This window comes from Pseudomonas sp. HPB0071 (assembly GCF_000478505.2).
Lineage (GTDB): Bacteria > Pseudomonadota > Gammaproteobacteria > Pseudomonadales > Pseudomonadaceae > Chryseomonas > Chryseomonas luteola.
Genome location: NZ_KI517367.1, coordinates 2328030 through 2354671, shown reverse-complemented (window position 1 = coordinate 2354671; position 26642 = coordinate 2328030). Strand labels below are relative to the sequence as shown.

At 56.3% G+C, this 26642-nt stretch carries 24 protein-coding genes, 4 tRNA genes and 1 pseudogene; 11 read left to right on the top strand and 18 right to left on the bottom strand.

The genetic code is table 11. From position 1 onward, the window contains the following. Positions 1-180: 180 nt before the first annotated feature. The 13 genes from rplL to hslO form a co-directional block, all read right to left on the bottom strand. Positions 181-549 (bottom strand): 50S ribosomal protein L7/L12, encoded by a 369-nt coding sequence (gene rplL, locus HMPREF1487_RS11095; protein ID WP_010796744.1) that lies wholly within the window; start codon positions 547-549, stop codon positions 181-183. Positions 550-627: 78 nt separating this feature from the next. Beyond that, a complete protein-coding gene (rplJ, locus tag HMPREF1487_RS11090) occupies positions 628-1128 on the bottom strand; it encodes a 50S ribosomal protein L10 (RefSeq protein WP_010796743.1) in 501 nt (166 codons plus the stop codon). A gap of 192 nt (positions 1129-1320) precedes the next feature. Further along, entirely contained in the window at positions 1321-2016 is a 696-nt protein-coding gene (gene rplA, locus HMPREF1487_RS11085; protein ID WP_010796742.1) for a 50S ribosomal protein L1, read from the bottom strand. Further along, positions 2016-2447, bottom strand: a complete 432-nt coding sequence (gene rplK, locus HMPREF1487_RS11080) for a 50S ribosomal protein L11 (protein WP_010796741.1) — start codon at positions 2445-2447, stop codon at positions 2016-2018. Before rplK ends, rplA begins: the two co-directional genes overlap by 1 nt. A 113-nt stretch (positions 2448-2560) precedes the next feature. Continuing rightward, positions 2561-3097: a transcription termination/antitermination protein NusG gene (gene nusG, locus HMPREF1487_RS11075; protein WP_010796740.1), complete on the bottom strand. Its 537-nt coding sequence runs from the start codon at positions 3095-3097 to the stop codon at positions 2561-2563. 9 nt (positions 3098-3106) lie between these two features. Then, positions 3107-3475 (bottom strand): preprotein translocase subunit SecE, encoded by a 369-nt coding sequence (gene secE, locus HMPREF1487_RS11070; RefSeq protein ID WP_010796739.1) that lies wholly within the window; start codon positions 3473-3475, stop codon positions 3107-3109. A 36-nt stretch (positions 3476-3511) separates the two neighbouring features. Next, positions 3512-3587 (bottom strand) — tRNA-Trp (locus tag HMPREF1487_RS11065). Positions 3588-3641: 54 nt separating this feature from the next. Then, entirely contained in the window at positions 3642-4835 is a 1194-nt protein-coding gene (gene tuf / locus HMPREF1487_RS11060; RefSeq protein ID WP_010796738.1) for an elongation factor Tu, read from the bottom strand. 81 nt (positions 4836-4916) lie between these two features. Then, positions 4917-4992 (bottom strand) — tRNA-Thr (locus HMPREF1487_RS11055). A 14-nt stretch (positions 4993-5006) separates the two neighbouring features. Then, positions 5007-5080 (bottom strand) — tRNA-Gly (locus HMPREF1487_RS11050). Positions 5081-5102: 22 nt separating this feature from the next. Then, positions 5103-5187 (bottom strand) — tRNA-Tyr (locus HMPREF1487_RS11045). A 223-nt stretch (positions 5188-5410) separates the two neighbouring features. Further along, the gene (locus tag HMPREF1487_RS11040; RefSeq protein WP_010796737.1) at positions 5411-6952 is read right to left on the bottom strand and encodes a phosphoenolpyruvate carboxykinase; all 1542 of its coding nucleotides are present in this window, start codon (positions 6950-6952) and stop codon (positions 5411-5413) included. 118 nt (positions 6953-7070) lie between these two features. Beyond that, positions 7071-7964 carry an Hsp33 family molecular chaperone HslO gene (hslO, locus tag HMPREF1487_RS11035; protein WP_010796736.1) on the bottom strand — a complete coding sequence of 298 codons (894 nt, stop codon included), beginning with the start codon at positions 7962-7964 and terminating at the stop codon, positions 7071-7073. A gap of 96 nt (positions 7965-8060) precedes the next feature. Here hslO and HMPREF1487_RS11030 point away from each other — a divergent pair. Then, positions 8061-8861 (top strand): annotated as a pseudogene (locus tag HMPREF1487_RS11030) (phosphatase PAP2 family protein). 8 nt (positions 8862-8869) lie between these two features. Here the strand turns inward: HMPREF1487_RS11030 and HMPREF1487_RS11025 are convergent. Further along, complete coding sequence (locus HMPREF1487_RS11025) at positions 8870-9286, bottom strand: RNA-binding S4 domain-containing protein (protein WP_010796733.1); 417 nt, start codon at positions 9284-9286, stop codon at positions 8870-8872. Between the two features lie 77 nt (positions 9287-9363). Between HMPREF1487_RS11025 and HMPREF1487_RS11020 the strand changes: the two genes are divergently transcribed. The 4 genes from HMPREF1487_RS11020 to HMPREF1487_RS11005 are packed head-to-tail and all read left to right on the top strand — an operon-like array spanning position 9364 to position 12461. Continuing rightward, complete coding sequence (locus tag HMPREF1487_RS11020; protein WP_010796732.1) at positions 9364-10143, top strand: S6 modification regulatory phosphodiesterase RimA; 780 nt, start codon at positions 9364-9366, stop codon at positions 10141-10143. A gap of 48 nt (positions 10144-10191) precedes the next feature. After that, the gene (locus HMPREF1487_RS11015; RefSeq protein WP_256205724.1) at positions 10192-10641 is read left to right on the top strand and encodes a retropepsin-like aspartic endopeptidase RimB; all 450 of its coding nucleotides are present in this window, start codon (positions 10192-10194) and stop codon (positions 10639-10641) included. Next, positions 10638-11543, top strand: a complete 906-nt coding sequence (gene rimK / locus HMPREF1487_RS11010; protein WP_010796730.1) for a 30S ribosomal protein S6--L-glutamate ligase — start codon at positions 10638-10640, stop codon at positions 11541-11543. The genes HMPREF1487_RS11015 and rimK overlap by 4 nt, the downstream gene beginning before the upstream one ends. A gap of 3 nt (positions 11544-11546) precedes the next feature. Next, positions 11547-12461 carry a S66 peptidase family protein gene (locus HMPREF1487_RS11005; protein WP_010796729.1) on the top strand — a complete coding sequence of 305 codons (915 nt, stop codon included), beginning with the start codon at positions 11547-11549 and terminating at the stop codon, positions 12459-12461. Positions 12462-12468: 7 nt separating this feature from the next. Here the strand turns inward: HMPREF1487_RS11005 and HMPREF1487_RS11000 are convergent, their stop codons facing one another. Continuing rightward, the gene (locus tag HMPREF1487_RS11000; protein ID WP_010796728.1) at positions 12469-13782 is read right to left on the bottom strand and encodes an ATP-binding protein; all 1314 of its coding nucleotides are present in this window, start codon (positions 13780-13782) and stop codon (positions 12469-12471) included. Positions 13783-13983: 201 nt separating this feature from the next. Here HMPREF1487_RS11000 and HMPREF1487_RS10995 point away from each other — a divergent pair, with 201 nt between their 5' ends. Further along, a complete protein-coding gene (locus HMPREF1487_RS10995) occupies positions 13984-14847 on the top strand; it encodes an undecaprenyl-diphosphate phosphatase (protein WP_230382240.1) in 864 nt (287 codons plus the stop codon). Between the two features lie 23 nt (positions 14848-14870). Here HMPREF1487_RS10995 and ompR read toward each other — a convergent pair whose 3' ends face one another. Continuing rightward, positions 14871-15602, bottom strand: coding sequence for an osmolarity response regulator transcription factor OmpR (gene ompR / locus HMPREF1487_RS10990; RefSeq protein ID WP_010796726.1), 732 nt, complete (start codon positions 15600-15602; stop codon positions 14871-14873). 227 nt (positions 15603-15829) lie between these two features. Here ompR and HMPREF1487_RS10985 point away from each other — a divergent pair, with 227 nt between their 5' ends. The 3 genes from HMPREF1487_RS10985 to gshA all read left to right on the top strand — a co-directional run bounded on the left by HMPREF1487_RS10985 (position 15830) and on the right by gshA (position 20309). After that, positions 15830-18157 carry a Tex family protein gene (locus HMPREF1487_RS10985; RefSeq protein ID WP_010796725.1) on the top strand — a complete coding sequence of 776 codons (2328 nt, stop codon included), beginning with the start codon at positions 15830-15832 and terminating at the stop codon, positions 18155-18157. Between the two features lie 2 nt (positions 18158-18159). Further along, positions 18160-18543, top strand: a complete 384-nt coding sequence (locus tag HMPREF1487_RS10980) for a PaaI family thioesterase (RefSeq protein ID WP_010796724.1) — start codon at positions 18160-18162, stop codon at positions 18541-18543. A 182-nt stretch (positions 18544-18725) separates the two neighbouring features. Next, positions 18726-20309 (top strand): glutamate--cysteine ligase, encoded by a 1584-nt coding sequence (gshA, locus tag HMPREF1487_RS10975; RefSeq protein WP_010796723.1) that lies wholly within the window; start codon positions 18726-18728, stop codon positions 20307-20309. 37 nt (positions 20310-20346) lie between these two features. On the opposite strand, the gene argA is transcribed toward gshA, so the two are convergent. Together argA and argE are read right to left on the bottom strand one after the other, a co-directional pair. Next, a complete protein-coding gene (argA, locus tag HMPREF1487_RS10970) occupies positions 20347-21648 on the bottom strand; it encodes an amino-acid N-acetyltransferase (protein ID WP_010796722.1) in 1302 nt (433 codons plus the stop codon). Between the two features lie 75 nt (positions 21649-21723). Then, positions 21724-22884, bottom strand: coding sequence for an acetylornithine deacetylase (gene argE / locus HMPREF1487_RS10965; RefSeq protein ID WP_010796721.1), 1161 nt, complete (start codon positions 22882-22884; stop codon positions 21724-21726). A 243-nt stretch (positions 22885-23127) separates the two neighbouring features. On the opposite strand from argE, the gene HMPREF1487_RS10960 reads away from it, so the two are divergent. Together HMPREF1487_RS10960 and HMPREF1487_RS10955 are read left to right on the top strand one after the other, a co-directional pair. Beyond that, positions 23128-24480, top strand: a complete 1353-nt coding sequence (locus HMPREF1487_RS10960) for a CYTH domain-containing protein (RefSeq protein ID WP_010796720.1) — start codon at positions 23128-23130, stop codon at positions 24478-24480. A 276-nt stretch (positions 24481-24756) separates the two neighbouring features. Beyond that, positions 24757-26538, top strand: a complete 1782-nt coding sequence (locus HMPREF1487_RS10955; RefSeq protein WP_010796719.1) for a type IV pilus assembly ATPase TfpB — start codon at positions 24757-24759, stop codon at positions 26536-26538. Positions 26539-26642 lie beyond the last annotated feature (104 nt).

Below are 26642 nucleotides of genomic sequence, written 5' to 3'. Positions count from 1 at the left end.
GGGAGCAGCCGGAAAATCTTGCAAACGTTATCGTTTGCGCCATCACCTATGATGGCCTTCTTTATTTCTATTTGATCACAAGCCCGACCGGGCTGCATCGAAACAGAAAAAGGCCGGTGGCTATTGCCACCAGCCATCAGCCGAACTTTAACGCTCAGGCTGTAGACGCAATGTCTGAGCTTACTTGAGCTCGACCTTGGCGCCAGCTTCTTCCAGAGACTTCTTGGCAGCCTCGGCTTCCTCTTTGGAAACGCCCTCTTTAACAACGCCAGGAGCGCCGTCAACAACTGCCTTGGCTTCTTTCAGGCCCAGACCAGTCAGTTCACGAACGACCTTAATGACGTTCACTTTCTTGTCGCCAGCTTCGGTCAACATGATAGTGAATTCAGTCTGCTCTTCAGCAGCAGGAGCGGCAGCAGCCGGACCAGCAGCTACAGCGGCAGCAGCAGTTACACCGAACTTCTCTTCCATCGCCTTGATCAGTTCGACCACTTGCATGACGGACATTTCGGATACGGCGTTGATGATATCTTCGTTGGTCAGAGCCATGACTCTAATTCCTGTATCGTTTAGGGGCTTCGTAGCCACTAGAATTAAACAAAAAAGCGAGAAAGTAGATGCTTAGCCTTAGGCTGCAGCAGATTCTTTCTGGTCGCGAATAGCTGCCAGAGTACGAGCCAGCTTGCTGGTTGCGCCCTGGATAACGCTCATCAGCTGGGACACAGCTTCGTCGTAGGTTGGCAGAGTTGCCAGTACGTCGATCTGGTTAGCTGGGATCAGCTTGCCTTCAAACGCGGCCGCCTTGATCTCGAACTTGTCCTGACCCTTGGCGAATTCCTTGAAAATGCGAGCAGCAGCGCCCGGATGTTCAGTGGAAAAAGCAATCAGGGTCGGGCCTTTGAACGCGTCGTTCAGTACGTCAAATGAAGTACCTTCAACAGCGCGACGCAGCAGTGTGTTACGCACAACTTTCACGTAAACACCAGCCGCACGGGCCTCTTTACGGAGTCCGGTCATTGCACCTACTGTCACGCCACGGGCATCAGCCACGACAGCAGACAGGGCACTTTGGGCAGCCTCGTTGACTTCAGCGACGATAGCCTTCTTGTCTTCGAGTTTAATTGCCACGGGTTTTACTCCTGGATGTTACCGTATCGCCCAACCTAAGCCGGACGTCGTTTTGGTGTCTGACTCGGTAACCGAATCGGGAGCACCATCTGCGTAGGCTTAATTTAAGACTTTCGTCACCTACGGTCTTGGACAGCCCCCGCCAGGCAGGGACCCCAATAAGAGAGCGAAGCAGTGCTTCGCTCGAATCACTTAGGCTTCCAGGGAAGCCTGATCAATCTGCAGACCTGGGCCCATAGTGGTGCTCAGAGTCACGCGCTTGACATAAATACCTTTGGAAGTAGACGGCTTGAGTCTCTTCAGGTCAGCCAGCAGCGCTTCAACGTTCTGCTTGAGCTTAACGGGTTCGAAATCAACCTTGCCAACGGAGGCATGGATGATGCCGTTCTTGTCGGTACGGAAACGAACCTGACCGGCCTTTGCGTTCTTGACTGCAGTAGCAACGTCCGGAGTCACAGTGCCAACTTTGGGGTTAGGCATCAGACCACGAGGACCAAGGATCTGACCCAACTGACCTACTACGCGCATTGCATCTGGAGAAGCAATCACGACGTCATAGCTCAGATCGCCAGCTTTCATCTCGGCAGCCAAGTCGTCCATACCCACTTTTTCTGCACCAGCAGCCAGCGCTGCTTCAGCATTGGGGCCCTGAGTAAACACGGCTACACGGACGCTCTTGCCAGTACCGTTTGGCAGAACGGTAGCACCACGAACAACCTGGTCAGATTTACGAGGATCGACGCCCAGATTAACTGAAACGTCTACCGACTCTTTGAACTTGACAGTGGACAGCTGAGACAGAAGCGCAGCAGCCTCTTCAAAGCTGTACTGCTTGCCTGCTTCAATCTTGGCAGCAATAGCCTTTTGACGCTTAGTGAGCTTGGCCATTACACGCCCTCCACATTGAGGCCCATGCTACGAGCAGAGCCAGCGATAGTACGTACAGCTGCATCCATATCAGCAGCAGTCAGATCAGCATTCTTGGTCTTAGCAATCTCTTCAAGCTGAGCACGCGTTACGGTGCCTACTTTCTGAGAGTTAGGACGGCTAGAACCGCTCTGAATGCCCGCAGCCTTCTTCAGAAGAACAGAAGCAGGAGTACTCTTGGTCTCAAACGTGAAGCTACGGTCACTGTAAACGGTAATAATTACCGGAGTAGGCAGACCTGGTTCCATACCTTGGGTACGGGCGTTGAATGCCTTACAGAATTCCATGATGTTCACGCCATGCTGACCCAGCGCCGGACCTACTGGCGGGCTCGGGTTAGCTTGAGCCGCTTTAACTTGCAGCTTGATATAAGCTTGGATTTTCTTAGCCATTTGCTACTCCAATGACGGGTCTAACGCCTTAAGGCTCCCCGGTTTGATTCACCTTATCCCACTGACGACAAAACCCCGCAGCCTAAACTGCGGGGTATGGGACCAGGCATCAGTTAGACGACTTTTTCGACCTGACTGAATTCCAGCTCAACCGGCGTAGAACGTCCAAAAATCAGGACAGCCACTTGAATCCGGCTTTTTTCGTAATTCACTTCTTCCACAACACCATTGAAGTCAGCAAACGGACCATCGATAACACGAACAGTCTCACCTGGCTCAAACAATGTTTTCGGCTTGGGCTTATCGCTACTATCGGAAACACGACGAAGAATCGCCTCTGCCTCACGATCAGTAATCGGTGCTGGCTTATCAGCCGTTCCACCAATAAAACCCATAACCCGCGGGGTATCTTTAACGAGGTGCCATGTACCTTCGCTCATTTCCATCTGAACGAGCACATAACCTGGAAAGAATTTACGTTCGCTTTTGCGCTTCTGGCCATTACGCATCTCCACTACTTCTTCAGTGGGAACCAGAATATCACCGAACTCATCTTCCATTCCGGCAAGCTTGACGCGCTCAATCAAAGAGCGCATGACATGCTTCTCGTAACCCGAGTATGCATGCACTACGTACCAACGCTTAGCCACGGCGAACCCTTAACCTACGATCATGGAAACAAGCCATCCGAGCAGGGAATCTAATCCCCATAGCAGCAGCGCCATGACCAGCACTACTGCAACCACAATCAATGTGGTCTGAGCTGTCTCTTGCCTACTAGGCCAGACAACCTTACGAATCTCGGTGCGCGCCTCTTTGAGCAGCGTGAAAAACGCTTGCCCTTTGACAGTCTGTAATGCAACGAAAGCAGCTACAGCACCCAGAACCAGCAAACCGATAACGCGATACAGGATCGGCTGGGCTGAGTAGTAGTGGTTAGCAACAACACCTACTGCTACCAGCAAGACGACCACAAGCCACTTCATCGCATCGAAGCGTGACTCTTTGGCTTCCGCCTTGACGCTCATCAATTGAAATCCTGTCAGGAAATGCCAGATTAAATCTGGCAGGCCAGGAGGGAATCGAACCCCCAACCTGCGGTTTTGGAGACCGCCGCTCTGCCAATTGAGCTACTGGCCTGTAACTTAAATCAGGCCGGCTATTATGCCGGCCTAACAACCCAAGATCAAGAACTTATTCGACGATCTTGGCAACCACGCCGGCGCCTACGGTACGGCCGCCTTCGCGAATAGCGAAACGCAGACCTTCTTCCATGGCAATCGGAGCGATCAAGGTAACAACCATCTTGATGTTGTCGCCCGGCATTACCATCTCAACGCCTTCCGGCAGTTCGCAGTTACCAGTCACATCAGTAGTACGGAAGTAGAACTGAGGACGGTAGCCCTTGAAGAACGGAGTATGACGACCACCTTCTTCCTTGGACAGAACGTACACTTCGCACTCGAACTTAGTGTGCGGCTTGATGGTGCCCGGCTTGGCCAGAACCTGACCACGCTCAACGTCTTCACGCTTGGTACCACGCAGCAGGGCGCCAACGTTCTCACCTGCACGACCTTCGTCTAGCAGCTTACGGAACATCTCAACGCCGGTGCAGGTAGTTTTGGTCGTAGCTTTGATACCTACGATTTCAACTTCCTCACCCACCTTGACGATACCACGCTCAACACGGCCTGTTACTACAGTACCGCGACCAGAGATGGAGAATACGTCTTCGATCGGCATCAGGAACGGCTGGTCGATTGCACGAACTGGCTCAGGGATATAGGCATCCAGAGTTTCAACCAGCTTACGCACAGCAGAAACACCGATTTCGTTGTCGTCTTTGCCTTCCAGCGCCATCAGCGCGGAACCTACAACGATCGGAGTGTCGTCACCTGGGAAGTCATAGGTGTTCAGCAGATCGCGAACTTCCATTTCTACCAGCTCGAGCAGCTCAGCGTCGTCAACCATGTCAGCCTTGTTCAGGAACACGACAATGTAAGGAACGCCTACCTGACGGGACAGCAGGATGTGCTCACGAGTCTGCGGCATGGGGCCGTCAGCTGCCGAGCAAACCAGGATCGCACCGTCCATCTGCGCAGCACCGGTAATCATGTTCTTCACATAGTCAGCGTGGCCAGGGCAGTCAACGTGAGCGTAGTGGCGAGTGGCCGAATCGTACTCAACGTGGGAAGTGTTAATGGTAATACCGCGCGCTTTTTCTTCCGGAGCGTTATCGATCTGGTCGAAGTTACGAGCAGAACCACCCCAAGTTTCAGAGCAAACCTTGGTCAGTGCTGCAGTCAGCGTTGTCTTACCATGGTCGACGTGGCCGATGGTGCCGACGTTGACGTGCGGTTTGTTACGTTCAAATTTTTCTTTAGCCATCGACACTCTCTCCCATCAAGAATTGAGCAAGTAACGCCGCCATAAAATAAAGGCAGATATTCTCATATCTGCCCTTAATAATGGAGCTCATGAGCGGATTTGAACCGCTGACCTCACCCTTACCAAGGGTGTGCTCTACCAACTGAGCTACATGAGCAAACTACAACAAACTGGAGCGGGTAGCGGGAATCGAACCCGCATCATCAGCTTGGAAGGCTGAGGTTCTACCACTGAACTATACCCGCAGAGCCTGTAGCTCTTGCAATTTGGTGGAGGGAGAAGGATTCGAACCTTCGAAGTCGTAGACGTCAGATTTACAGTCTGATCCCTTTGGCCGCTCGGGAATCCCTCCAAAGGAGGCAGCATTCTATTTGTCTGCTGCCGTCGTGTCAAGGATTTTCTTACTTTTCCTCAACTTACGTTGCCTTGACCGCCAACCAGTGGACTTACATGTTCAAGGCGGGCGCATTTTATGCATTTAATTTTTCACATGCAATCATTAAATGCGGTTTTCTTAAATTTTTTCTTAAAAAACAAAGGGTCGCTTAAGCGACCCTTTGTTTTCAGCCTAACGATTATAACTGTGGACCAGCTGCCTTAATCGCTTCGGAGACGCCACTGAACTTTTTGAAGTTCTCGATGAACTTGCCTGCCAGCGCCTTGGCCGATTCATCATAGGCATTTTTATCTTCCCAAGTGTTACGCGGGTTGAGCAATGCAGTATCGACACCAGCTACGACCTTGGGAACATCAAGGTTGATAATGGGCAAATGCTCGGTTTCAACATCGACCAGCGCCCCACTTTGAATAGCGGCAATCACTGCTCGTGTCGTTGGGATATTGAAGCGCTTGCCTACACCGTAACCGCCCCCGGTCCACCCAGTGTTCACCAGGTAAACTTTGGAGCCGAACCCATTGATACGCTTGATGAGAAGCTCAGCGTACTCGGCCGCCGGACGCGGGAAGAAGGGTGCACCGAAACAGGTAGAGAAAGTGGATTTGATGCCAGCCCCCGATCCCATTTCAGTAGAACCCACCAGCGCAGTGTAACCCGAAAGAAAATGATAAGCCGTCTGCTCGTTATTAAGGATAGATACAGGAGGCAGCACACCCGTCAGATCGCAGGTGAGAAAGATTACTGCATTAGGCTCGCCACCGCGGTTCAGTTCCGCACGCTTTTCGATCAACTCACGAGGATAGGCCGCCCGGCTGTTCTGGGTCAGACTATCGTCCGAATAATCTGGCTGGCGCGACTGTGGATCAAGCACCACGTTTTCCAGCACAGCGCCGAACTGAATGGCTTTCCAGATGACAGGCTCATTCTTTTCGGACAGGTCGATACACTTAGCGTAGCAGCCGCCTTCTATATTAAAGACGGTGCCGACACCCCAGCCATGCTCATCGTCACCGATCAGGTAACGGCTTTCATCGGCAGATAGCGTCGTCTTACCTGTTCCCGACAGGCCAAAGAACAGCGTAACGTCGCCCTCTTCGCCCATGTTGGCCGCACAGTGCATAGGAAGTACATCATGCTCAGGCAGCAGGAAATTTTGCACCGAGAACATGGCCTTCTTCATTTCACCGGCATAACGCATGCCCGCGATTAATACCTTGCGAGCAGCAAAGTTAATGATGACGGTGCCATCGGAATTGGTTCCATCACGCTCCGGCTCGCAGACAAACCAAGGGGCGTTAAGGATTTCCCACTCCTGGCGGGACTGAGGGTTGTAACTTTCCGGATTGATGAACAGGCAACGGCCAAACAGGTTGTGCCAGGCGGTTTCCGTAGTCATCTTGACTGCAAGGTAGTGCTCTGGATCGGAGCCTACATGCACATGCGAAACGAAGTGATCCCGCTCACCTACATAGGTTGAAACGCGATCCCATAGCGCATCGAACTTTTCCGCTGGAAAAGGACGGTTGATAGAACCCCAATCGATGGCATCACGGGTAGACGACTCTTCAACAATGAAGCGGTCGGCTGGCGAGCGGCCGGTGCGATGTCCAGTCTTGACTACAAGAGAGCCATTGGCGGCTAACTCACCCTCGCCGCGCCGAAGCGCCTCTTCTACCAGCTGCGCGGCGCTAATATCGGTATAAACGTTGGCTTGCGTCATGTAGTTCCCCGTCGGCCCTCGGCCGGTCCTTTTGCGTTTTGTAGCTTAACCCGAGTTTGGCTACATAAAAAACGAAGTCGCGCGATTATGCCAGAAAGCCTATTCCTGAATGCAATGCTTAGTGACGGGTTTCTTGCGGTGTTTGGCTTCCACCGCCTGCAAAAATCTGCGCGACATCGGCAGCGTCGAACAGGTATCGCTGATTGCAGAACTGGCAGTCGATTTCTATCTGACCACCCTGCTCCTGCAATAGCAGTTCGACATCTTCCTGGCCCACAGAGACAAGCGCATTGGCAGAACGTTCCCTAGAACAGCCACAATGGAATTCGACGATTTGAGGATCAAAGACTCTGACGGTTTCTTCATGATAGAGGCGATGAAGTACCGTTTCGTTGGGTAACCCCAACAGTTCTTCTGCAGTCAGCGTATTGCCAAGGGTTGTAAGGTGCTCCCAGCTGGCGTCGCGCGACTCTTTGTCCTTGTGTTTGTCCGCTGGCAGCTGTTGGAGCAGGAGCCCACGAGCGCGCCGTCCATCGGCATTGAGCCAGAAGCGGGTAGGCAGCTGCTCGGACGTGGCGAAGTAGCCTGAAAGGCATTCAGCGAGCGTCTGGCCTTCGAGAGGAACGATCCCTTGATAACGCTGACCGTTGGTCGGATCGATCGTGATGGCAAGAATACCTTCGGGCATTAGATCTTTCAGCGCGGCATCAGGAGCGATGTCGTCGGCATTGTAGCGGGCGATACCGCGCACCTCTCGGGCGCTCGAGCACTCCACCATCAATAGAGGAATCGCACCGCTGGAGCGTGCCTGCAATACCAGCAGACCGTCGAACTTGAGCGTGCCGCACAGCAAGGCAGCTGCTGCAAGCATTTCACCCAACAGCTGCGCGACGGGTTCCGGATAGGGGTGTTTGGCAAGCACCTCTACATAGCTTCTTTCAAGCAATGCAAGTTCGCCGCGAACGTCGGTGTCTTCAAACAGGAAACGCTGTGTGTAATCGAATGGGGTCATGACAAAAGTACGCTTGAACAGGGAAAATGACAAAAGCGTGACAACACTCCCGTGCGGTCACGCTTTCTGTTTATTCATATGGATTCATTTCATTCTATGGACAATGCCACACTCTTCCAAGCCAAGTGGCAATGGCGAGCATTTCTAATCAGCCACCTCGTGGCGCTGCTGTTGATTATTCTCTGGCTTATCCCTTCCGTACGCACCACTCTTCTGGATCTGGATGCGCATCTCTTCCGTGCGCTGAACGCACCGCTGGAAAGCAATACGGTCTGGCTACACGTCTGGGCCGTTGCCAGCCTGAGGCCATTCGACATCGTTGTGGGCATCATTCTTCTCACACTTACGATACGTGGGAATTGGGTGTTCAAACCAGAGCAGGTCCGTAGCGCCTTCTTCGGCTTGCTTACGGTACTGCTAGCCTTGCTGCTGATCCGCAACCTGTTCACCAAGGCTATCGAAGCCGCCGGCCTGCAGCATGCCAGTCCATCCGACATGCTGACGTATGCCATTCACATGAGCGATTACTTCCAGTCCTGGGAAAGGGCCTGAGAGCTCAAGGATCGATCCGGCGCCAGCTTTCCGGGGGATCATGCTTCGGTTCTTCTGCTCTGGGGCCTCTTTCTAACGGCTTTTACGCGCAACCCATTACAACTTGTCGTCACTTGGCTACTGGTAATGCTTTTCATGATGCCGCGCCTGGTCGCCGGTGCTCACTGGGCTTCGGATGACTATATGGGCGGTATTGCCGTTGCACTACTGGCAATGGCCTGGGGGTTTTATACGCCGCTGGCCAATGCCGGTAGCCGCATGTTCCTTCGTTTAACTGCGCCGCTGTTTCGTGTAGCAGCTCATATTCCTGTTATCCGGCAGATGAGCCTGGTCAAGCACTACTGACTGCTCATCTAGTCATTGGCCCGAGAATCAGCGTCGCCCCGGAATCGATGAATCTGACGGCGCTGTTTCTTGGTTGGCCTTCCATCCGTTGCCAACCCAAGCGCTCCTGCCTTGCGCATGGCCGTAGCCCGCTCGCGACGCTCAAGACTTTCCTCTGTCTCCCGATACAGTAACTGGGCCTCGGGTGCTCCGCGACGCTGTTGAGACAGGGAGAGGACTATGACGGTCTTCTCATCGAACCCCTGACGAATCGTCAGCTCATCACCGACCTTGGGCTCTTTGCTGGGCTTACACCGCTCACCCCGACATTGAACCTTGCCTCCTTCTATAGCAGCCTTGGCCAGTGCTCGTGTCTTGAAGAACCGTGCAGCCCACAGCCACTTATCCAGGCGGACTTTTTCATCTATATCTTGAATAGACGTCATTAACGAAAACGCTCCGAATACTTATCAATTTTTGCCATTAGACCAGGGCTGGTTACGGGCATTCTAACGGTACGATCATGAAGACCTTCTTTCCTGAAGAATTAACCAACCCTATGCGCTGCCAAGGCTGCCACCAGAGTGAACCCCTTGGGTTCGATTTCGCCTTTGCCTATCAGCCTATTGTTGACGTAACCACTCGCAGTATCTTTGCTCACGAGGCGCTGGTCCGTGGCCCGGAAGGCCAGGGTGCGCTTTCAGTGCTTGAGCGGGTGGATGCGCATAACCGCTATCGTTTCGATCAGTTATGCCGCACCAAGGCGATTTCAGGCGCAGCAAAGCTTGGAATGAAGGAAAAACTTTCCATCAACTTTCTTCCAAATGCCGTCTATCGACCGGAGCTGTGCATTCGCAGCACACTGGAGGCGGCCAAACGGCATGACTTTCCGTTGAGCAATCCTATTTTTGAAACAGTTGAAAGCGAGCATATTGGTGATAGCCAGCATCTAACGCATATCCTGAAGGAATATCGGCAGTTCGGCTTCATGACGGCGATTGACGACTTTGGTGCCGGACATTCAGGCTTGAACCTGCTAGCCGCTTTTCAACCGGATCTGATCAAGCTGGATATGGCCTTGATTCGCAATATCGATCATGATCGAGTCCGGCAGGCCATTGTTCGAGCCGTCGTCTCCATGTGTACGGAGTTGAACATCCGGATCATTGCCGAAGGTATTGAAACCGCTGCCGAGCGTGATTGCCTGCGTGACATCGGTATCACGTTGATGCAGGGTTACTGGTTTGCCAAGCCTGCGTTCAATGCGCTGGCCTCCATCGATAAGCAGATATGGGGACACTGATCCCGACTTCAAGGATTACGCTTGGACACACTCGACGAGCTGGCCATTATCGGCCTACGTGAATGGGTCGCCCTGCCGGACCTGGGCGTAATCGGCCTGAGGGCCAAGATCGACACAGGTGCGAGCACTTCAGCCCTGCATGCAACGGAAGTTGTTCCTTTTGAGCGTAACGGTGAACGCTGGGTGCGTTTTACGGTCCATCTGGGCACACTGGTGCAGTCCCGGCACCGGCATTGCGAAGCGCCGTTGGTAGCCAAGAAGACCATACGAAGCTCCAATGGCCATGCTCAGAACCGCTATGTGATTCGAACCAATCTCGCCCTGGGTAATCGATCCTGGCCAGTGGAATTTACCCTGGCCTGCCGCAAGAGCATGCGTTACCGCATGCTTCTAGGCTCGAAAGCCTTGGTCGAGGGTGGCCTGATCGTGAATCCGGCCGTCAGCTATGCGCAAGACAAACCCATCCTATCCCTCTCTCCCGCTCCGGGTGCTGCATGAAAATCGCTGTGCTGTCGCGTAATCCTCGCCTGTATTCCACTCGTCGCCTGGTGGAAGCCGGAGAGCAACGTGGTCATCAGATGGTCGTGATCGATACGTTGCGCGCGTATATGAATATCGCAAGCCACAAACCGCAGATTCACTATAGAGGCAAGCCGCTCGAAGACTTCGATGCCGTGATTCCGCGAATTGGGGCATCGGTAACGTTTTATGGCTGCGCAGTGCTGCGGCAGTTTGAAATGATGGGCGTCTTTCCGCTCAATGAGTCCGTCGCCATCAGCCGAGCCCGAGACAAGCTGCGCTCCCTGCAGTTGATGTCACGCAAGGGTGTTGGCCTGCCGGTGACAGGCTTTGCGCACTCTCCAGATGATGTACCGGACCTTATCCGCATGGTGGGTGGTGCTCCGCTGGTCATCAAGCTGCTGGAGGGTACTCAGGGAATCGGCGTGGTGCTGTGTGAAACCGAAAAGGCTGCCGAGTCGGTACTGGAAGCATTCATGGGACTCAAGCAGAACATCATGGTGCAGGAGTATATCCGCGAGGCAGGCGGTGCGGATATTCGCTGCTTTGTGGTGGGTGACAAGGTGATTGCCGCCATGAAACGCCAGGCCAAGCCCGGTGAGTTTCGCTCCAACCTGCATCGCGGCGGCACGGCAAGCCTGGTGAAAATTACGCCTGAAGAGCGTATGGCCGCCATTAGAGCCGCCAAGGTGCTGGGGCTGAATGTGGCCGGTGTCGATATTCTTCGCTCCAATCATGGTCCGCTGGTCATGGAGGTGAACTCTTCACCGGGCCTGGAAGGCATCGAGCAAACGACCAACCAGGACATTGCGGGCATGATCATCCAGTATCTGGAAAAGAACAGTGGCCCCAACCTGACACGTACCAAAGGCAAAGGCTAAGGGATGACAGGCAGCACGTCTCTTCTTGATGCCTCCAGTTTCGGGGGCAAGGTAGCGCTGATCGCGCCAGCGGCAGCGCTTGCCAACGATGCACTGGAAACCACCTACGCCCGGTTGCGTGAGATGGAGGTTCCGTATGTTGCAGGCGAGCACGTACAGGCACGTCATCGTTACCTTGCGGGTACAGTGGATCAGCGTCTGGCCGATGTTTATGCGGCCTTTGAGAATCCAGAGGTTAGTGCTGTCTGGTGCTTGCGGGGCGGTTATGGATGCGCTCAGCTTTTACCGTACCTTGATTGGGAGCGCATCAGGCGGGCTGGCCCTAAACCGCTGATTGGTTTCTCCGATATCTCGATCATGCTCAGTGCCTTTCATCGGCAAAGTCTGCCTGCAGTACATGGTCCAGTGGCTACGGCATTGGCCAAACGATATGACGGTGAAGAACAGCTGCGTCATGAGGACTCGTTTCGCAGTCTCGATCGGCTGCTGAGAACGGCCGGAGGGCATCTGCCAGCCCAACCGGTCAATCACTCGCTCAAGTCCATACAAGGACCGCTGATTGGCGGCAACCTGACGGCACTGGCCAGTACCGAGGGCACCGGCTATGGACTGTATGCGCCTGACGGCGCCATTCTGATCCTGGAGGATGTAGGTGAGCCGTACTATCGCATCGAGCGTAGCCTGTGGCAGCTATTGAACAGTATCGATAGCGCCAGGCTTGGCGCCGTATGCCTGGGCACCTTTACGGATTGCCCGCGCAAGGGTGTGGTACACAGCCTTCAAGAGATTATTGCTGAATGGCTAGAGCCTTATGGTGTTCCGTTGTTCTCGGGTCTGCCTAGTGGACACGGCCCGGATAACCAGGCCTGGCCATATGGTCAGGAAGCCCGCCTCGATCATGACGGACTCCACTGGTAGCGTCAGATCAGCTGGCGGTACGAGGCAGCAGCAGACCTAGTGGCAACAAGACGCGTGCCTCGACTCCGCCACTTTCACGATTACGCAGCTCTACGCTGCCACCATGCTGGGCGGCAATACGCCTGACGATGGCCAGCCCCAGCCCGGTACCAGAGCCGGTACGCGCCCGATTGCCGCGAATGAAGGGATTGAAAATTTCCTCTATCTCACTGGGATCAATGCCCGGTCCCTGGTCCAGAACGCTCAGCACAACATAGGGCGCTGTCGAATCTCCACCTACGTGAGCCCTGACCTCCACGGCGCCGCCTCCATGCTTGAACGCATTTTCCAAGAGGTTGGTCAGCATCCGCTTGATCGACACACGCCGCAAAGCCACGGGCGGCACATCGGTCTGGGAGAGACGGACCCGCTCCTCATTCTGGTTGTAAGGCGCCACGGTTTCCTGAATCAGGTCATTCAGGTTCGTTTCTTCTAAAGGCTCATCGCGTCCATCACGTATAAATGCCAGGAACTGATCGAGAATCAGATTCATATCCTCGATATCGCGGACCATGTCCTCCGTCATCTCGTCCATTTCAGGCAGCAATTCGACTGAGAGGCGTAGACGGGTAAGCGGCGTGCGCAGGTCGTGGGACACGCCGGCCAGCATCAGCTCACGCTCGCGCCCAGCCTGCTCGACATCGTGAGCCATCTGATTGAAGGCATGATAGACCTCCATGATCTCGCTTGGCGCATCACTTTCCGGCAGGCGTACGCTATGCCCTTTACCCAGCTCGCGGGCGGCATAGACGAGCCGTTTGAGTGGTCGGTTCAGCTGGCCGACAAACACCCAGGCCACGGCGGTAGAAAACAGGCCAATCCCGAAGAACCAACCCAGCACACTCCAGATTCGCTGGCCTCGCAGGGGGTGAGCGTACAGCGGTATCTTGATCCAATCAGGCCCCAGCGATGGCGCCAGCACCCAAAGTGCAGGCCCCTGCTGTACACGAACCCTGACTTGGGTATCCGGACCCAGTTCCTGCTGCATCTGGCGGTCGAAAATTTCACTGTAAGGCCAATGATACTCACCCGCTGGCACCGTTTCCGGCGATTCATAGTGCAGCCCGGATGCCTGAGCGACAGCGGGACGGTCATCCGGATCAGCGGCCCAGTAGGCCCGCAACGTCAGTGCAGCGCCATGACTGTATTGGCGATCAACCAATACATCTTCGTTGAGCAGCAGGTAAACCAGCGTCAGCGCCTTGGAAAACAGTACGGCAATCAGAACCAGCCAGAGCGAGCGTGCGAAGAAGCTTTGAGGGAACCAGGCAGGCGTTTTCATAGTAACCACACGTCATTGACGCTCCGAGCATATTGCCACCCTATAAAGACTTGCTTCATAGAAAAGGCATCGATTTTGTTGAGTGACTGAACAAAACGGCTTTTTAAATGCCTCACAGCCTCGTTTCGCTAAGAAACACTTTGATACATTTGCCCGGCTCTTTTCAAAGACCTCCCACACTGGAGATATTTCGTGTCCGATATGTGCCATACCGGCTTGGACATTGGCTTTGCTTCCCTTAGTTACGCCCAGGTTATTTTCCTAGGTGTTGTGCAGGGTATCACCGAGCTCCTGCCAATTTCCTCTACTGCTCACATGCGTGTCGTTCCAGCCCTGTTAGGTTGGCAAGATCCTGGTTCCGCCTTTTCCGCTGCAATGCAGATGGCAGCTCTGGCAGCCGTCATCAGTTATTTCTGGCGTGACGTCAGCTCCGTTACCACTGGCAGCGTCAATGCAATTTGTCATAAGGACTACAACAGTCGCGCCTTTGTCCTGGCCATGGCAATCATTCTGGCGACAATCCCTATCTGTGTGGTCGGGCTTGCGCTTTCCCCTGTGCTCAATGCCTGCGACTCGCCTTTACGGGGCTTGAATGTCATTGGCTATGCCTGTCTGGGCATGGCGGCGTTGCTGGCCATTGCCGAGCTGACCTGCAAGCACAAGCGCGACATGAGTGAAATGCACCTGCGTGACGCCCTGATTGTTGGAATTGCACAGATTGGCGCGTTGATTCCAGGAGTATCCCGCTCCGGCTCGACATTGACTGCAGCCATGTTCCTCAACTTAAAGCGTGAAGAAGCAGCCCGCTTTTCTTTCCTGCTGGGCCTGCCCGCGATTGCCCTGGCTGGCTTGAAAGAACTGGTCGTGCTCTGGCATGCGTCCATCCCGGCAGAAGCCTGGTCGCTTCTGCTGGTAGGCATCCTGGTGGCAAGCCTTTCGGCGCTTGCTGCCATCTGGGGTCTGATGCGCTTTCTGGAACGCTTTTCGACCTGGATCTTCATTGTCTATCGAGCGCTGCTGGGCATCTTCCTGTTGGTAGGTGTTCACAACGGCTTGTTCGCCTGAAGGCGTCCCTAAGTGCCGGACTGTTACTTGTTGCCGTCCGGCACGAATACGTAGCCAACACCCCAAACCGTCTGGATATAGCGAGGCTTGGAGGGATCAGGCTCGATCATGCGGCGCAGACGGGAAATCTGTACATCGATCGACCGTTCTAGCGCATCCCACTCACGGCCACGTGCCAGGTTCATCAACTTGTCGCGGGTCAGCGGCTCGCGCGCATGCTGGACCAGCGCCTTGAGCACGGCGAATTCACCGGTGGTCAACATATGCACTTCATCACCGCGCTTAAGTTCGCGGGTCGCCAATGAAAGCTCATAATCACCAAAGGTCACTACGGCATCTTCACTGCCCGGTGCGCCTGGCACTTGAGGGGCCTGACGACGAAGAACCGCCTTGATACGAGCCAGAAGTTCGCGAGGGTTGAAAGGCTTGGCCAGATAGTCATCGGCGCCCTGCTCAAGCCCCTGGATGCGACTGCCCTCATCGCCCTTAGCCGTCAGCATGATGATCGGGATCTGGTTGTTCTGCTCACGCAGACGGGCGCAGGCCGACATACCGTCTTCGCCCGGCATCATCAGATCCAGCACGACCAGATGGAAAAGCTCACGGGACATCAGGCGGTCCATCTGCTCGGTGCTTTCCACGGTACGCACACGGTAGCCCTGCTCGGCCAGAAAACGCTCGAGCAGGCGACGCAGACGAGCATCGTCATCTACGACCAGAATCTTTTCACCTTCCGTAACGGGGGTGGTGCTCATGTCAACTCCTTCAAATAGGGAAGTGGATTATGGCGCAGGCCTCGTCCGCAGAGGGACAGTCCATTGTTAGCAGATTTTTCCTGAGAATGGGGGATTAGCCTGCATAAGAAGTTGAAAGCACACACTTATCCTTGGCAAATTGCCGCAGCGCGTTGATACCCGACGGGTATAATGCAGCGCTTCAAGCCTGCCGGTCAGGCCCGCTTCTCTGGTTTTCAGGTGGTTTCATGGACAGTATCAACTCCCGCATCGCCGAAGAGCTCGGCGTCCGCCCACAACAGGTCGCCGCAGCCGTGGCGCTGCTCGATGAGGGATCGACGGTTCCTTTCATCGCCCGTTATAGAAAAGAAGTCACCGGCAGCCTCGACGATACGCATCTGCGTCATCTGGAAGAACGCCTGCGCTACCTGCGCGAGCTGGAAGAGCGTCGCACGGCGATCCTGGCCAGCATCGACGAGCAAGGTAAACTCACGCCGGAGCTAGCCCGCGAGATCAAGCAGGCCGATACCAAGACCCGTCTTGAAGATCTTTATCTGCCCTATAAGCAGAAGCGTCGTACCAAAGGCCAGATTGCCTTGGAAGCTGGCCTTGGCCCGCTAGCGGATGCCCTGCTCAATGATCCAATGCTTTCTCCCGAGACCGAAGCCGCTGGCTATATAGATGCGGACAAAGGCGTCGCCGATGTAAAAGCGGCCCTGGAGGGTGCTAAATACATTCTGATGGAGCGTTTTGCCGAAGATGCCGACCTCCTGGAAAAGCTGCGCGCATTCCTGAAGCAGGAGGCGACACTTTCAGCTCGTCTGGTGACCGGGAAGGAGCAGGAAGGCGCCAAATTCAGTGACTATTTCGAACATGACGAGCTTTTCAGGAATGTACCGTCCCACCGAGCCCTTGCGATCTTCCGCGGCCGTAACGAAGGCATCCTGAGTGCCTCGCTCAAGGTAGGCGATGAAGCACCTGGGACCATGCACCCTTGCGAGGTAATGATTGCCGAGCATTTCGAGGTGAAGAATCAGAATCGCGCAGCAGACAAATGGCTGGCGGAAGTCGTACGCTGGACCTGGAAGATCAAGCTGTACACCTCGCTGGAAACCGATCTGCTGGGCGAGCTGCGTGAAAAGGCTGAAGATGATGCCATCAGCGTATTCGCACGCAACCTGCATGATCTGTTGCTGGCAGCACCTGCTGGCCCACGTGCCACGCTGGGTCTGGATCCAGGACTGCGGACGGGCGTGAAAGTCGCCGTGGTCGACTCAACCGGCAAGCTGCTGGCCACCGATACCGTGTATCCGCACGCCCCGAAAAACCAGTGGGACCAGACCATCGATACGCTGGCGAAGCTGTGTGCCAAGCATGGCGTCGACCTGATTGCCATTGGCAACGGCACGGCTAGCCGCGAGACCGATAAACTGGCGGGAGAGTTGATCAAGAAATACCCGGGCCTCAAGATGACCAAAATCATGGTCAGCGAAGCTGGCGCCTCGGTGTACTCAGCTTCCGAACTTGCAGCCAAGGAATTTCCGGATTTGGATGTTTCTTTGCGTGGCGCTGTATCTATCGCTCGCCGCTTGCAGGATCCGCTAGCTGAGCTGGTCAAGATCGAGCCCAAGTCGATTGGCGTGGGCCAGTACCAGCATGACGTCTCACAACTCAAGCTGGCTCGTAGCCTGGATGCTGTGGTGGAAGACTGCGTAAACGCCGTGGGCGTAGACGTGAACACGGCTTCGGCGGCGCTGCTGGCCCGTATCTCCGGTCTGAACGCAACGCTGGCGCAGAATATCGTGGCCTACCGCGACCTGAATGGTGCTTTCAAGTCCCGTCACGAGTTGAAGAAAGTGAGTCGCCTGGGAGACAAGACATTCGAGCAGGCTGCCGGCTTCCTACGGGTCATGAGCGGCAGCAATCCACTGGATGCCTCTGGCGTTCACCCGGAAGCCTACCCTGTCGTCGAGCGTATCGCTGCTGATACCGGCCGTGATATTCGCTCCCTGATTGGAGACTCCAGCTTCCTGAAGCGTCTGGATCCAAAGAAATTTACCGATGAAACCTTTGGCCTGCCGACCGTGACGGATATCCTGAGCGAGCTGGACAAGCCGGGGCGAGACCCGCGCCCCGAGTTCAAGACAGCAGAATTCCAGGAAGGCGTTGAATCCCTCAAGGATCTCAAGCCCGGTATGATTCTCGAAGGTGTTGTGACCAACGTGACCAACTTTGGTGCGTTCGTCGATATCGGTGTACACCAGGACGGCTTGGTACACATCAGCGCCTTGTCCGAGAAGTTTGTCAAAGATCCCTACGAAGTGGTCAAGGCAGGCGATATCGTGAAGGTCAAGGTCATGGAAGTGGACATTCCCCGTAACCGTGTGGGTCTGTCCATGCGCATGAGCGATACGCCTAGTGAAAAGGTCGAAGGCCAACGTGGCGGGCAACCTCGCAGCGGCAAGCCTGGTAACAGCCCATCGCGTGACCGTAATGCACCCCGTAACGAAAGCAAGCCTGCTGCCAGTGGTGCCATGGCAGCACTGTTTGCCAACGCCAAACAATTGAGGAAGTAACCATGAGCCAGTCCGTGGCAGGTAATGACAGTGCATTCAGCCAGCTGCTGGGGATGCGTATCCTCAAAGCTGAGCAGGGGGAATCCGAAGTCCGGATGAGCATGCAGGACAAGCTGCTCAACTTGCACGGCAAGATGCATGGTGGCGCGTTGTTCTCGCTGATCGATACGGCGCTTGGGCAGGCGAGCCACAGCCTGTTCGAGGGCAAGCCAGGCAGCGTGACCCTGGAGTGCAAGGTCAACTACATTCGGGGCGTCAGCGACGGTGAAATCGTCTGCCGCGCCAAGGTGATCCATCCCGGGCGGAAGACGCACGTCATCGAAGCGGAAGTGCATCAGAACGATAAGCTGGTGGCCAAGGCCCAGGCAACGTTCGCCTGCCTGTAATGCGTTCGCCCGGCGTGTTCTGCGCCGGGCTTTTACCCTGCCACAACGGCGATCGTACCCGCGGTGCACTTCGTCCACTTTCGGATGCAACCGCGGTAGGCCTATTGAAGTCTATTCGACAGACTTGTACACCGGCTCACTCATCCCCATAGTGGGGCCACTGTCGAGTGAAGGAAAACATCTTGAGCGATATCTTGACCCGCCGCCTGGCCCTGCTCGGCGATTCTGCCCATCTGTCGCTGTTGACTGAGTGTCAACACGGCATCGAACGTGAAACCCTGCGTGTGGACGAGCACGGCCAATTGGCTCAGACACCTCATCCGGCAGCCCTGGGCTCGGCCCTGACTCACCCTCAGATCACGACGGACTACTCCGAAGCCCTGCTTGAATTCATTACTCCGACGGCGCATGACCCTGCCAAGGTGCTTGAGCAGCTCGACATCATTCACCGCTTCGCTACGCGACAGCTTGACGGTGAGCTCCTATGGAGCCCGTCGATGCCGTGTCCGCTGCCGGAGGAAGAGCAGATTCCGATTGCCCATTATGGCGATTCCCATATCGGCAAGCTCAAGCATGTCTACCGCCGCGGGCTGGCCGTGCGCTACGGTCGGACCATGCAGTGCATTGCTGGTATCCATTACAACTTTTCGCTGCCGGAAACGCTCTGGCCCTTGTTACGCCAGGCCGAAGGCGATACCCGTAGCGATCGTGACTACCAGTCCTCCCGCTATATTGCGCTAATCCGTAACTTCCGCCGTTACAGCTGGATGCTGATGTATCTGTTCGGTGCCTCTCCTGCGCTGGATGTCGGATTCATGCGTGGCCGCCCGCATCAGCTGGAGATCTTTGATGCCGACACGCTGTACCTGCCGTACGCGACCAGTCTGCGCATGAGCGACCTGGGCTATCAGAGCGAGGCGCAAGCCAGCCTGACGCCGTGTTACAACGACCTGCAGAGCTACACGGAGAGCCTGCGCAAGGCAGTGGCGACGCCCTACCCGCCTTACGCTGAAATCGGCACTCACCGCGATGGTGAATGGGTGCAGCTCAACACCAATATCCTGCAAATTGAAAACGAGTATTACTCGAACATCCGGCCCAAGCGGGTTACCCGTACGGGCGAGCGCCCCGTTCAGGCACTGATTGCCCGGGGCGTGCAGTACATCGAAGTCCGGTGCCTGGATATTAACCCGTTCCTGCCATTGGGCATCGACGTGATGGAGTCACGTTTCCTGGATGCGTTCCTGCTGTTCTGCGCACTTGAGGAAAGTCCGCCGCTGAACGGCGAGTGTGGCGAATGTACGCAGAACTTTACCAAGGTTGTGAAGGAGGGCCGCAAGCCAGGCTTGTTCCTACAACGCCAGGGCGCCCCGATTTCGATGTTGGACTGGGCCGAGCGGCTGCTGGGCTGCATTGATCGCTGTGCCAAACTGCTGGATACCGCCTACGGTGGCAGCGCCTACCATGTATCAGTCGAGGAGCAGCGCCACAAGTTTATCAACCCGGCCCTAACGCCTTCGGCTCGAGTCCTGGCTGAAATGCGCGAGCATGGCGAAAGCTTTGCCGAATTCTCTCTGCGACAGAGCAAGGTCCACGCTGACTATTTCCGCCAGGCTGAGCTAAGCCCCGAACAGCAGGCCCTTTTCGAGCAGATGGCAGAACAGTCATTGAAGGACCAAGAAGAACTGGAGACTGCCGACCAAGGCGACTTCGATACCTTTGCGGCAGCCTACCAAGCCAGCATCCTCGGCACGCTGAGCGTGTAGCGTTCGGGCTCTGGCCGGGCTGTCCGGCCAGAATCACCTATAGCGCTTTTTCAAAGATCTTTGAGTTGCGCTGATAGTTGTACAGCGATGCACGGGCACTGGGCAGTCGATCGACGCTGCTGGGCTCGAAGCCTCGCTCGCGAAACCAGTGAGCCGTGCGGGTCGTCAGGACGAACAGGGTCTTGATGCCTTGAGCGCGGGCCCTCTGCTCGATGCGTTCCAGCAACTCGTCCCCCCGCCCACCATGTCGATAGTCGGGATTGACCGCCAGACAGGCCAGCTCGCCTGCGTTTGAATCAGCGATCGGATACAGCGCGGCACAGGCGATAATAAGCCCTTCCCGCTCGACGATACTGAACTTGTCGATTTCACGCTCCAGCACTTCCCGCGAGCGGCGTACCAAAATCCCTTGTTCTTCCAGCGGACGGATCAGTTCGATCAGACCGCCCACATCGCCAATATCCGCCTCGCGAATGGACTCGAACTGCTCCTGCGCCACCAGCGTGCCGCTACCGCTGCGGGTAAAGAGTTCGTTGAGCAGCGCGCCATCCTCGGCATAGCTCACGATATGCGTGCGGCGCACTCCACCCCGGCAGGCCTGAGCGGCCGCATCCAGCAGCTCCGCCTGGTAGTTGCCACTGCCAAGCCGCTCCAGATGCGGCGGCACTTGTTGAGGACGTAGCTCACGGATCAGGTTGCCTTCGGCATCCAGCAGACCTTGCTCGGCGCCGTAGAGCACCAGCTTGTCGGCGGCCAGATCGACAGCGGCACGGGTCGCGACGTCTTCACAGGCAATATTGAAAATCTCCCCGGTGGGCGAATACCCCAGCGGTGACAGCAGCACAATAGTGCGCTCATCCAGAAGACGACTGATGCCCTTGCGGTCGATGCGGCGGACCTCACCGGTATGGTGAAAATCGACACCGTCATGGATACCGTAGGGTCGCGCAGTGACGAGGTTGCCACTGGCTACCCGCAATCGCGCGCCCTGCATGGGGGAGGCAGCCATGTCCATGGACAGACGGGCCTCGATGGACAGGCGCAGACTACCCACGGCATCGATCACGCACTCCAGCGTCGCAGCGTCGGTGATGCGCAGGTCACGGTGAAAGCGTGGGGCAATTCCGCGCGCAGCCAGTCGCGTCTCGATCTGTGGCCGCGAGCCATGCACCAGTACCAGGCGCACACCCAGGCTGTGCAGCAGCACGAGGTCGTGGACGATATTGCCGAAATTTAGATGCTCCAGCCCGTCGCCAGGCAGCATGACCACAAAGGTCCGGTCACGGTGAGCATTAATGTAGGGAGACGCGTGGCGAAGCCAATTAACGTAATCGTGCATTAAAGAGAAAACCTTGTGCAGCAAAAGTAAAAGGTGAACGGTGAGGGCTCGTTCATCGTCGTCGCAGCAACACGGTCACTCCTTGGCTATTGGTAGCGTTATGCAGTAATGGTGAATCAATTGACGAAGCACCTTTACGGTTGGTTCGATCTGGGAAAGCTCCAGATGTTCGTCTGGCTGATGGGCGCAGGCAATATTTCCAGGCCCCATGACCAACGTCTCGATCCCCAGCTGTTGAAGATACGGCGCTTCGGTGCCAAAGGCTACCGCCTGGGCCTCGCAGCCGGTGAGTTGTTCGGCGATGCGGACCAGTTCGCTGGTAGCTGACTGCTCGAAGGGTGGAACCGCCGGAAACAAGGGTTGGTAGTCGATCTTGACGGCATGGCGCTCTGCAATCGGTCTCAGCCGCCCCTTGATCAGATTGCGCAGCTCGTCCGCCTGCATGCCCGGCAGGGGACGCAGGTCAAACTCCAACGCACACTGCCCGCAGATCCGGTTGGGGTTGTCGCCGCCGTGGATACAGCCCAGATTCAGGGTCGGCTGCGGCACGTTGAAAAAAGGGTTGTGGTGCTCATGCTGCCATTGCTGCCGCAGTGCCATGAGTTCGCCCATGACGGCATGCATGGCCTCCATGGCGCTTCGCCCAAGGCTCGGGTCAGACGAATGGCCGCTCTGCCCTAGGATATCGATACGCTCCATCATGATGCCTTTGTGCATGCGGATGGGCCTGAGACTGGTCGGCTCGCCGATCACCGCGGCACGCCCCAATGGCCTGCCTGCCTCGGCGATTGCCCGGGCACCGTCCATGGAGCATTCTTCATCACAGGTCGCCAGGATGATCAGGGGATGACGGAACGGCTGGTCGATCAGCGTACGAACCGCCTCGATCACCAAGGCGAAAAAGCCCTTCATGTCGCAGCTACCCAACCCATACCAGCGATCATCCGCCTCACGTAGTGTTAGCGGGTCACCGGTCCAGAGCGGCTCATCGTAAGGCACGGTGTCAGTATGCCCGGATAGAACCAGCCCACCCGGTCCGCTGCCATAGGTCGCGATCAGGTTGTATTTGCCGGGCAGAATCTCCTGGGTCTCACAGCGAAAGCCCAGATCCCCCAACCAGCTCGACAACTGCGTAATGACGCCCGCGTTGGACTGGTCCAGCTGTGGTTGTGTGCAACTGACGGACGATTCGGCCAACAAGGCCTTGAATTGCTGTTTGAGCGCGGGGATGGGCATAGGCGTACTCCTTCGGCTAGTTCCCATCTTAGAGTGCTGAATGACCGGGTCAACGCCGCTCCTCGAAAAGATGACGCCAGCGCCATGCGAATCTCCTGTCATGGGCCGCAGGGTTAGATACACTGATACCCAATCAGTCGACTCATAGCCCAGCGAACCTTGCCGGCCTAGCTATACCGCTGCGCCAAGGCGCCGGTCGAACGCTTCACTTCACAGATCTTTCAGGCACCAGACCTTTTTGCCATGGCCAAAGAAACCGAAATCAAATTACGCGCGACTCCCGAAACCCTTGCTGCCCTGCGTGAGCACCCTGTGCTGAAAAAACGCAACAAGGAAGGCTGGAAGCGCCGCGAGCTGTACAACCAATACTACGACACCGACACCCGTGAGCTGGCCCATGCCCGAGTGGCGCTAAGGGTCCGTCGCGATGGTGACCAGTACATCCAGACCCTCAAGAGCCGTGGCCAGAGCATGGCGGGCCTGTCCGAGCGCAACGAGTGGGAGTGGAACCTGAGCGGTCCAGACCTGGACACCAGCCTGCTGGGCCCTGAATGCTGGCCAGCGGCTCTGGCTGATCTGGACAAACACCAGCTCAAGCCGATCTTCACAACCGATTTCACTCGCGACTATGCCGATATCGCATGGGAACGCGGCAAGAGCCGTGCTGTAGTCGAGGCAGCGCTGGACCAAGGTGCGGTCCTGGCTGGCGAGCATCAGGAAGCCATCTGCGAGTTGGAGCTTGAGCTGCGCGAGGGCGAGCCGGCCGATCTTCTTGAGCTGGCTGAACAGTTGGCGGCTGACCTGCCGCTAATGCCTTGCGACATCAGCAAGGCCGAACGCGGCTATCGCCTGCACGATGCAGCCAGCTACACCCTGCATCTGACGCCCCCTACCCTGACGGCGGAAACCACCCTGGATGACGCATTCGCGGCCATTGCCTGGCACCTGCTCGGCAGCAGTCAGCGTCTGGCAGAACAATACCGCTGGAATGGCCACTGGCGTCTGCTTGTGGAGTGGGTACATCAACTCGTCGACCTGCGGGCGCTGCTGAGCAGTCTGGGCCAAGCAGTTCCCCGTACGTCCAGCCGTGATCTGCGCCAGGCACTGGACGCGCTGCTGGCGGATTGGAAAACGTTTGCAACCATTGGCCAAGAAGATGAAGAAGCACGTCAGCAGGCACCAGAGCGCTTTGCCAACGAGCTGGCAAAGCCGCGCTGGGGCCACTTCTCGTTGGTGGCGGCCCGCTGGCTGCATGATCGTCGCTGGACAGAAGCCCGTAATGACCGAGGCAACAAGCTAGGCCAGCTGTCGCTAGGCAAGTGGTTGCCCCGAACCTTGAGCGAAGAGGCTGATGCCATTCCTCTTCAGCGCGGCATGAACCAGCCCGAGCTGGTAGCAGAGCAGTTGCCACGCGTCGAGCGTATGCTGGTCTGGCTACGCCTCGCCCGTCCGGTGCTTGACCTGCCCGAAACGGATCGTCTCTATGGCGAGCTTGCCAAGCTGCCAGCGCTGATCGCCCATGAGCAACACGACGCAGTAGCCAACCAGGCAAGAACGCTTATTTCACTGCCAGCCTGGAAAGCCCTGCCCCGCTAATCAGACAGCATGGCGCACCGGCCCTGATGGCGGTGCGCCATGATTTCACCGCGACGGCGCTGTTCATATAATGATCAGCCATCCTCTGGGCGCCTCTCTAGCGTTCATTGACGTATCGTCGGACGCACCGAACTTCCTATAGGCTAAAGGCTCAGCTGTGTATAAGCGGCCGAGCGCATGCCTGACGATCAAACGAAATTGCTGTCTGCCGTTATCCGTACGGCCAGGCGCTCCGATCGAAGGTTAAAGCAGTACATTACAGACGAGGAGACCTGCATGTCCGCTATCGCATCCCCCGCTCAGGACCGTTGGCTGGAGCTCTCCGACGTCCTGCGTGAACTGGTTACACAAGGTCGGGTCGACCAACAGGCCGCCGAGCAATGTCTGACCATTCGCCGCGGCGCTAATAATCCCCAGCAGCACCCGCTTGAATTTCTGGCCGCCCAGAACGTAGAAGATTTGAAGCGTCCCGGGAAGAAACTGGACCTGGAAACCCTGACTCAGTGGCTGGCAGAGTTTTCCGGCCAGCCTTACTTCCGGATCGACCCGTTGAAGATTGACGTAGCCTCGATCACGCCACTGATGTCCTATGCCTTTGCCCAGCGCAACAAGATCCTGGCGGTGGCCGTTGCTCCCGATGAAGTGACCATTGCCAGCGCCCAGCCGTTTGTCAGCAGCTGGGAAAGCAACCTCACCCATGTGCTCAAGCGACCCATCAAGCGTGTGGTGGCCAACCCTGTCGACATTCAACGCTACACACAGGAGTTCTTCCGCCTGGCCAAATCGGTCAGCGGCGCTTCGGCAGTCGAGCAGCGCGGCATCAACGTCGGCAACTTCGAACAGCTGGTCAACCTGGGCGCCAGCGATCAGGAGCCGGACGCCAACGATGCCCACATCGTTAACATCGTGGATTGGCTATTCCAGTACGCCTTCCAACAGCGCGCCAGTGATATTCACGTAGAGCCGCGCCGTGACCAGGGTACCGTTCGCTTTCGTATCGACGGCGTGCTTCATAGCGTTTACCAGTTTCCAGCGCAGGTAACCCTGGCAGTTATCAGCCGCATCAAGAACCTGGGCCGCATGAATGTGGCCGAGAAGCGCAAGCCGCAGGACGGTCGCGTTAAGACGCGTATGCCCGGCGACAAAGAAGTGGAACTACGCCTTTCCACCATGCCGACCGCCTTTGGCGAAAAGCTGGTGATGCGTATCTTCGACCCTGATGTGTTGCTCAAGAGTTTTGACCAGCTGGGCTTTTCGGCCGATGACCTGCGCCGCTGGTCCGCCATGACCGGCCAGCCCAACGGCATTATCCTGGTAACCGGTCCGACCGGCTCAGGCAAGACCACGACGCTGTACACCACGCTCAAGCAGCTGGCGACGCCGGAAGTCAACGTGTGCACCATCGAAGACCCGATCGAAATGGTCGAGGACTCGTTCAATCAGATGCAGGTGCAACACAATATCGATGTGAATTTCGCCAGCGGTGTGCGTGCTCTAATGCGTCAGGACCCCGATATCATCATGATCGGTGAGATCCGCGACCTGGAGACGGCAGAGATGGCCATCCAGGCAGCCCTCACCGGCCACCTGGTGCTCTCCACCCTGCACACCAACGATGCGCCCAGCTCCATCAGCCGCCTGATCGAGTTGGGTGTGCCCTATTACCTGATTCGGGCAACGGTGCTGGGTGTCATGGCGCAGCGTCTGGTGCGGACACTCTGCCCCCACTGCAAGGCGCCGATCGAGCTCAACGAGCAGGACTGGCAGGAGCTTACCCGCCCCTGGAGCGCGCCGCTTCCCACCGGTGCCATGCAGCCCGTAGGCTGTTCCGAATGCCGTGATACGGGCTATCGAGGCCGGGCTGGCGTGTACGAGATCATGGTGCTTTCGGATGCGACCCGACAGTTGATTTCACCGGATACCGATATCACGGCGCTGCGTCGACAGGCCTTCAAAGAGGGCATGCGAAGCCTTCGTCTTTCCGGTGCGCAAAAAATTGCGGCAGGTTTGACTACTATGGAAGAAGTCCTCCGCGTTACACCACAAAGCGAGCGATGAATGATCTATGAACTTCGCCAAAAAAGGGTATCACTGCATAATGAAGTGACGCAGAATGGAAATTCCCTGATGTTGTATATGGGTTTTATGGACGATGATGAATC

Coding starts and splice junctions, on each gene's coding strand:
- argE (WP_010796721.1), bottom strand. CDS start 22,884: ATGCCCATCCCCGCGCTCAAACAGCAATTCAAGGCCTTGTTGGCCGAA.
- HMPREF1487_RS11040 (WP_010796737.1), bottom strand. CDS start 6,952: ATGACGCAAGCCAACGTTTATACCGATATTAGCGCCGCGCAGCTGGTA.
- HMPREF1487_RS10980 (WP_010796724.1), top strand. CDS start 18,160: ATGAGCCAGTCCGTGGCAGGTAATGACAGTGCATTCAGCCAGCTGCTG.
- hslO (WP_010796736.1), bottom strand. CDS start 7,964: ATGACCCCATTCGATTACACACAGCGTTTCCTGTTTGAAGACACCGAC.
- HMPREF1487_RS10960 (WP_010796720.1), top strand. CDS start 23,128: ATGGCCAAAGAAACCGAAATCAAATTACGCGCGACTCCCGAAACCCTT.
- secE (WP_010796739.1), bottom strand. CDS start 3,475: ATGAGCGTCAAGGCGGAAGCCAAAGAGTCACGCTTCGATGCGATGAAG.
- rimK (WP_010796730.1), top strand. CDS start 10,638: ATGAAAATCGCTGTGCTGTCGCGTAATCCTCGCCTGTATTCCACTCGT.
- HMPREF1487_RS11000 (WP_010796728.1), bottom strand. CDS start 13,782: ATGAAAACGCCTGCCTGGTTCCCTCAAAGCTTCTTCGCACGCTCGCTC.
- rplA (WP_010796742.1), bottom strand. CDS start 2,016: ATGGCCAAGCTCACTAAGCGTCAAAAGGCTATTGCTGCCAAGATTGAA.
- HMPREF1487_RS10955 (WP_010796719.1), top strand. CDS start 24,757: ATGTCCGCTATCGCATCCCCCGCTCAGGACCGTTGGCTGGAGCTCTCC.
- HMPREF1487_RS11005 (WP_010796729.1), top strand. CDS start 11,547: ATGACAGGCAGCACGTCTCTTCTTGATGCCTCCAGTTTCGGGGGCAAG.
- tuf (WP_010796738.1), bottom strand. CDS start 4,835: ATGGCTAAAGAAAAATTTGAACGTAACAAACCGCACGTCAACGTCGGC.
- HMPREF1487_RS11025 (WP_010796733.1), bottom strand. CDS start 9,286: ATGACGTCTATTCAAGATATAGATGAAAAAGTCCGCCTGGATAAGTGG.
- ompR (WP_010796726.1), bottom strand. CDS start 15,602: ATGAGCACCACCCCCGTTACGGAAGGTGAAAAGATTCTGGTCGTAGAT.
- rplK (WP_010796741.1), bottom strand. CDS start 2,447: ATGGCTAAGAAAATCCAAGCTTATATCAAGCTGCAAGTTAAAGCGGCT.
- HMPREF1487_RS11020 (WP_010796732.1), top strand. CDS start 9,364: ATGAAGACCTTCTTTCCTGAAGAATTAACCAACCCTATGCGCTGCCAA.
- HMPREF1487_RS10985 (WP_010796725.1), top strand. CDS start 15,830: ATGGACAGTATCAACTCCCGCATCGCCGAAGAGCTCGGCGTCCGCCCA.
- rplL (WP_010796744.1), bottom strand. CDS start 549: ATGGCTCTGACCAACGAAGATATCATCAACGCCGTATCCGAAATGTCC.
- argA (WP_010796722.1), bottom strand. CDS start 21,648: ATGCACGATTACGTTAATTGGCTTCGCCACGCGTCTCCCTACATTAAT.
- HMPREF1487_RS10995 (WP_230382240.1), top strand. CDS start 13,984: ATGTGCCATACCGGCTTGGACATTGGCTTTGCTTCCCTTAGTTACGCC.